General features: G+C 34.6%; 5 protein-coding genes. 2 read left to right on the top strand and 3 right to left on the bottom strand.

Features of this window, described 5'->3' with window-relative positions; all coding sequences use genetic code 11:
- From B3J44_RS16650 to B3J44_RS16640, 3 genes are all read right to left on the bottom strand, one after another.
- A partial coding sequence (locus B3J44_RS16650; protein WP_286969767.1) for a metal-dependent transcriptional regulator occupies positions 1-377 on the bottom strand: 377 nt, incomplete at its 3' end.
- A gap of 104 nt (positions 378-481) precedes the next feature.
- The gene (locus tag B3J44_RS16645; RefSeq protein ID WP_286969765.1) at positions 482-2,350 is read right to left on the bottom strand and encodes an Nramp family divalent metal transporter; all 1,869 of its coding nucleotides are present in this window, start codon (positions 2,348-2,350) and stop codon (positions 482-484) included.
- Positions 2,351-2,424: 74 nt separating this feature from the next.
- On the bottom strand, positions 2,425-2,817 hold the full coding sequence (locus B3J44_RS16640; protein WP_286969764.1) for a Fur family transcriptional regulator: 393 nt from the start codon (positions 2,815-2,817) through the stop codon (positions 2,425-2,427).
- A gap of 93 nt (positions 2,818-2,910) precedes the next feature.
- On the opposite strand from B3J44_RS16640, the gene B3J44_RS16635 reads away from it, so the two are divergent.
- Together B3J44_RS16635 and B3J44_RS16630 are read left to right on the top strand one after the other, a co-directional pair.
- Positions 2,911-3,264, top strand: a complete 354-nt coding sequence (locus tag B3J44_RS16635; RefSeq protein ID WP_286969763.1) for a MerC domain-containing protein — start codon at positions 2,911-2,913, stop codon at positions 3,262-3,264.
- A gap of 10 nt (positions 3,265-3,274) precedes the next feature.
- The gene (locus B3J44_RS16630) at positions 3,275-4,180 is read left to right on the top strand and encodes an NAD(P)/FAD-dependent oxidoreductase (RefSeq protein ID WP_286969761.1); all 906 of its coding nucleotides are present in this window, start codon (positions 3,275-3,277) and stop codon (positions 4,178-4,180) included.
- Positions 4,181-4,465 lie beyond the last annotated feature (285 nt).

The following is a 4,465-nucleotide window of genomic DNA, read 5'->3' as shown; positions in this document are numbered from 1 at the left end:
TGCGGATCTTCGGTTGGATTTCCAAGAAAATCATCCAAACGGTTAATTAATTGTTCCGATTTTATATGCTCTAATTGTTCAGCGATATCATGAACCTCATCCCAGCTAAAGTTTAATTTTTCAACCAAAAATACTTCCCAAAGACGGTGTTTTCTCACAATCATTTTTGCAGCTAACTTTCCATTTTCAGTTAGTGATACACCTTGGTATTTTTTGTAATTCACCAAATCTTTCTCTGCTAGCTTTTTAAGCATATCGGTTACAGAGGAAGCTTTCGTTTCCATAATTTCCGCAATAGCATTCGTACTAACTTCTGTTTCTGAAGCAGCAGTCAGATGATAGATCGATTTTAAGTAGTTTTCTTCTGAAAAGGTCATTTTTTTTTAAGTTTCTGAGTTTCTAAGATGCTGAGGTGCTAAGTTTTCTTTTAGGCTTTTTATTAAAAAGCTTAGAATCTTAGTAGCTTAACATCTTAGAAACTTTATTTAACAATCAACAAAGGTATCGAAATTTTATGTCTCAATTTATCTACTGTTGTGCCGAAAAGAATATCTTTCAATCCAGTGTGGCCATGGGTTCCCATTACGAGAATATCGAAACTTCCTTCGTTTATAATTTTCGGAATTACGCTGTTTGGTTTTCCAAATCCAAGTTCTGTCTTAATCTTGAATCCTTTTTCGGAAAGCATTTCTTTATATTTTAATAATAATTTTTCGTCGATTGTAGTTTCATGATCGTGAATATTAACGCCATACATTAAAGCACCAACGGTTTCTACAATGTGAATGAGCGTATATTCGGTGTCAATGCCACCCAATTCGAAGGCTTTGTTTAAAGCTACTTCGTCTGCACTTGAGAAATCGACTGAAATAGCAATATTTTGAATGCTCTGACTTTGTTTAGGCGAAAAATGAAGATTCAGCTTATGCGGTGAATGGTTTATTGTTTTTGATTTGAATTTGGCGATAAATGGTTTGAAAATGATGTATAATAATAACGCCGAGAATCCAAAAGCCAAAGGAACAACAGTAAGCCAGAGAATTGTCGGATGGTTCGAACTTGCCAACCATGAAGTGATTTCGTCATAAACCAATTTCGCATTTAGAGAAACAATAATCGAAGCAATAATCCAAGAAACAACCTGAGTGGTTCTAGAAATATGAAAACCATTCATTTTAGACTTATCGCTCACAAAGTGAATCAGTGGAATAATGGCAAATCCCAATTGTAAACTCAAAATCACCTGACTTAGAATTAAGAGCTTTCCCGTGACGCTTTCGCCATAAATTAAAATTACGATTACAGCCGGAATAATAGCAATTAAACGCGTTATAATTCTACGAACCCAAGGCTGAATTCTAAAATGCAGATAACCTTCCATTACAATTTGTCCAGCAAGTGTACCAGTTACAGTCGAACTTTGTCCAGCAGCGATTAAGGCGACAGCAAATAAAACGGGTGCCCATTTGGTTCCTAACAACGGTTCAAGAAATTGATGCGCATCTTGAATTTCTGCGACTTCAAACATTCCGTTTTTATGGAAAGTGGCCGCGGCAAGAATTAAAATGGCAGCATTTACGAAGAAAGCAAGATTTAAAGCTATGGTTGAATCGATCAAATTGTATTTTAAAGCTTGTTTGATTCCTGCAGGTGTTCGGTCAAATTTTCTTGTCTGCACTAAAGAAGAATGCAAATACAAGTTGTGTGGCATTACAGTCGCTCCAATAATTCCGATCGCGATATATAAAGCCGCAGAGTTTGGAATTGAAGGAATAAGTCCTTCGAAAATCTTATGAACTTCAGGTTCTGCAAAAATCATTTCAAAAATGAAAGAGAAGCCAATAATCGCCACTAAAGCAATAATGAAGGCTTCCATCTTGCGAATTCCTTTATTGATCAAGAAAAGCAGTAAAAAGGTGTCTAGAACGGTAATGAGAACAGCTTCGAGTAACGGAATTCCGAAAAGCAGATTAATTCCGATTGCCATTCCGAGAACTTCTGCCAGATCGCAGGCAGCAATTGCAATTTCGGCAAGAAAATATAAAATGTAATTAATGTATTTGGAATAGGTTTCTCTTGATGCTTGTGCGAGGTCGCGCTGAGTTACAATTCCGAGACGAGCGCTCAAACTCTGCAAGAGCAAAGCCATTAAGTTGCTCATTAATAAAACCCAAACTAAAGTGTAGCCAAATTGGCTTCCGCCGGCAATATCTGTCGCCCAGTTTCCCGGATCCATATAACCAACGCTTACTAAATATGCAGGGCCTAAGAAGGCTAAAATTTTTCTAAAACCTTTTTTTTTGTTTTCGGTAGAGACCGATTCATGGACTTCTTCTAAAGATTTAGTCATTGTAAAAGTATTGTTTTCACAAATATAGAGAAAAATTATATTCGCGAAACAATATTTTTAGACGAGTCTAAAAGTTAAATGTTAGAATTTAAACAATTCGGGCATAATCCAGATAACGTAAAATTGATTTCGTTAACTTTATAATTGTGTGGCATAATGTAACTCGGTTTTACACTTTCAAGACAAGTTATCTCATGACAATTCTCACAGCTAAAATGAGCATGATTATGAATGTGTACGCGCTGATGCGAATGATTGCATTTGGCATATTTTACTGTTCCGTCTAGATTCGAAATTTTATGAATAACATCTTCATTAATTAATCGATCTAGAATTCTGTAAATGGTTACGCGATCGCACAAATCATTTAATTGTTTCTGAATTTCGGTATGCGAAAGAGCGGTCTTAGATTTCTCAAACACCTCTAAAACAGCCGTCTTTGCTGCGGTATTACGTGTAGTTTTCATTTTTTACGGAATTAAAAATTAAACGCAACTTTGTTGCGATTAATAAAATTGTATATATTTGCAACAAAATTGCATTAAGCAAAAGTACACATAATGAAGAAAATAAGCACATCCTTTTACGATATTTTAGGAATTTCGAGCGCAACCATTTGTTTGGTCCATTGCTTGATTTTTCCTCTTTTAACGATTCTCCCTTTAGGCTTGAGTCACAACCCAATTATAGATTTACTATTTGCTTCGATAGGTTTATTTGCAATTCTCAAAATTATAAAAAAATCGGCTCTTTTGGTATCGTCAATTTTGGTTGTTTCAATGGCGCTAATTTGGATTAGTGTTTTGGCAGAACTCTTTTTCGAAATTCATCTTGATTTGATCTATTTCGGTGGAATCGGAATGATCATCGGGCACTTAATCAATTACAAATTACACAAAAAACAAAATCATTAAAAATAGAGATATGGAACAGGAGCATTTTGAAGTGATTATTGTTGGCGGCAGTTATAGCGGATTGTCTGCGGCAATGAGTTTAGGGCGTTCTTTGCGTCAGGTTTTGGTTATTGATAGCGGTTTGCCTTGCAATAGACAGACACCGCATTCGCATAATTTTATTACACAAGACGGTGAAAAACCAGCTGTTATTTCGGCGAAAGCCAAATTGCAAGTAGACATTTATAAAACCGTTCAATTCTATAATGGATTGGCTGTACAAGTTATTAAAACAGAAAACGGTTTCGAAATCACGACCGAATCGGGCAATATTTTTACTTCAAGAAAAATATTATTTGCAACTGGAGTTAGAGATTTGCTTCCAGAAATTGAAGGTTTTGCTTCATGCTGGGGAATTTCGGTTTTGCATTGTCCGTATTGTCATGGTTATGAAGTTAAAAATGAAAAAACGGCCATTATTGCCAATGGAGAAATGGGTTACGAATATGCCAAACTGATTTCAAACTGGACAAAAGACCTTCACTTGTGTACTAATGGAAAATCAGAACTGACTACAGAACAGACAAAAACTCTTAAAAATCATGGTGTTCTTATTTTAGAAGAAGAAATAAATTCTTTAGAACATAATGATGGCTATGTTTCGAACATCATTTTCAAAAATGGGGAAAAAGTTGAGGTAAAAGCTATTTATGCGAGACCACCTTTTGAACAGCATTGTCCTATCCCCGAAACTTTAGGATGTGATAGTAACGAACAAGGATTACTGAAAGTAGATGCCATGCAGAAAACTAATATTTCTGGCATTTTTGCTAGCGGAGATTGCACAACGCAAATGCGATCTGTGGCAATTGCCGTTTCTACAGGCTCTTTTGCTGGAGCGGTGATTAATAAAGAACTTATCGACGAAGATTTTTAATAAATAGAAAAGAATGTTAAACCCTATAAGTTATATAAGTTCATTTAAAAACTGTGTTTTTACCCAAACTGCTTAAATTACTTATATAACTTATATGGTTTAAAAAAAATATAACATCTTGAATTCAATCGGTTTGAAAATTTTTGTTTTAAGAATAATTGTTTGTCAAATTTAATTTTTAGTTTTGTCTAAATTTAATTTTATAACAATGAAATATTTATTTTTGACAATGTTAATAATTTCAGCTAAAAGCCTTTATTCTCAAAATATATCAGGAAAAGTAGT

Origin of the sequence: Flavobacterium sp. UBA4854 (assembly GCF_002399805.1) — a bacterium.
Classification (GTDB): domain Bacteria; phylum Bacteroidota; class Bacteroidia; order Flavobacteriales; family Flavobacteriaceae; genus Flavobacterium; species Flavobacterium ginsengisoli.
The sequence above is the reverse complement of the archived record's forward strand: the minus strand, read 5'-3'. Positions and strand labels throughout refer to the sequence as shown.

Bases quoted from the DNA above. Each gene is read 5' to 3' on its own strand.
- B3J44_RS16645 (WP_286969765.1), bottom strand. From the start codon at position 2,350: ATGACTAAATCTTTAGAAGAAGTCCATGAATCGGTCTCTACCGAAAAC.
- B3J44_RS16640 (WP_286969764.1), bottom strand. From the start codon at position 2,817: ATGAAAACTACACGTAATACCGCAGCAAAGACGGCTGTTTTAGAGGTG.
- B3J44_RS16635 (WP_286969763.1), top strand. From the start codon at position 2,911: ATGAAGAAAATAAGCACATCCTTTTACGATATTTTAGGAATTTCGAGC.
- B3J44_RS16630 (WP_286969761.1), top strand. From the start codon at position 3,275: ATGGAACAGGAGCATTTTGAAGTGATTATTGTTGGCGGCAGTTATAGC.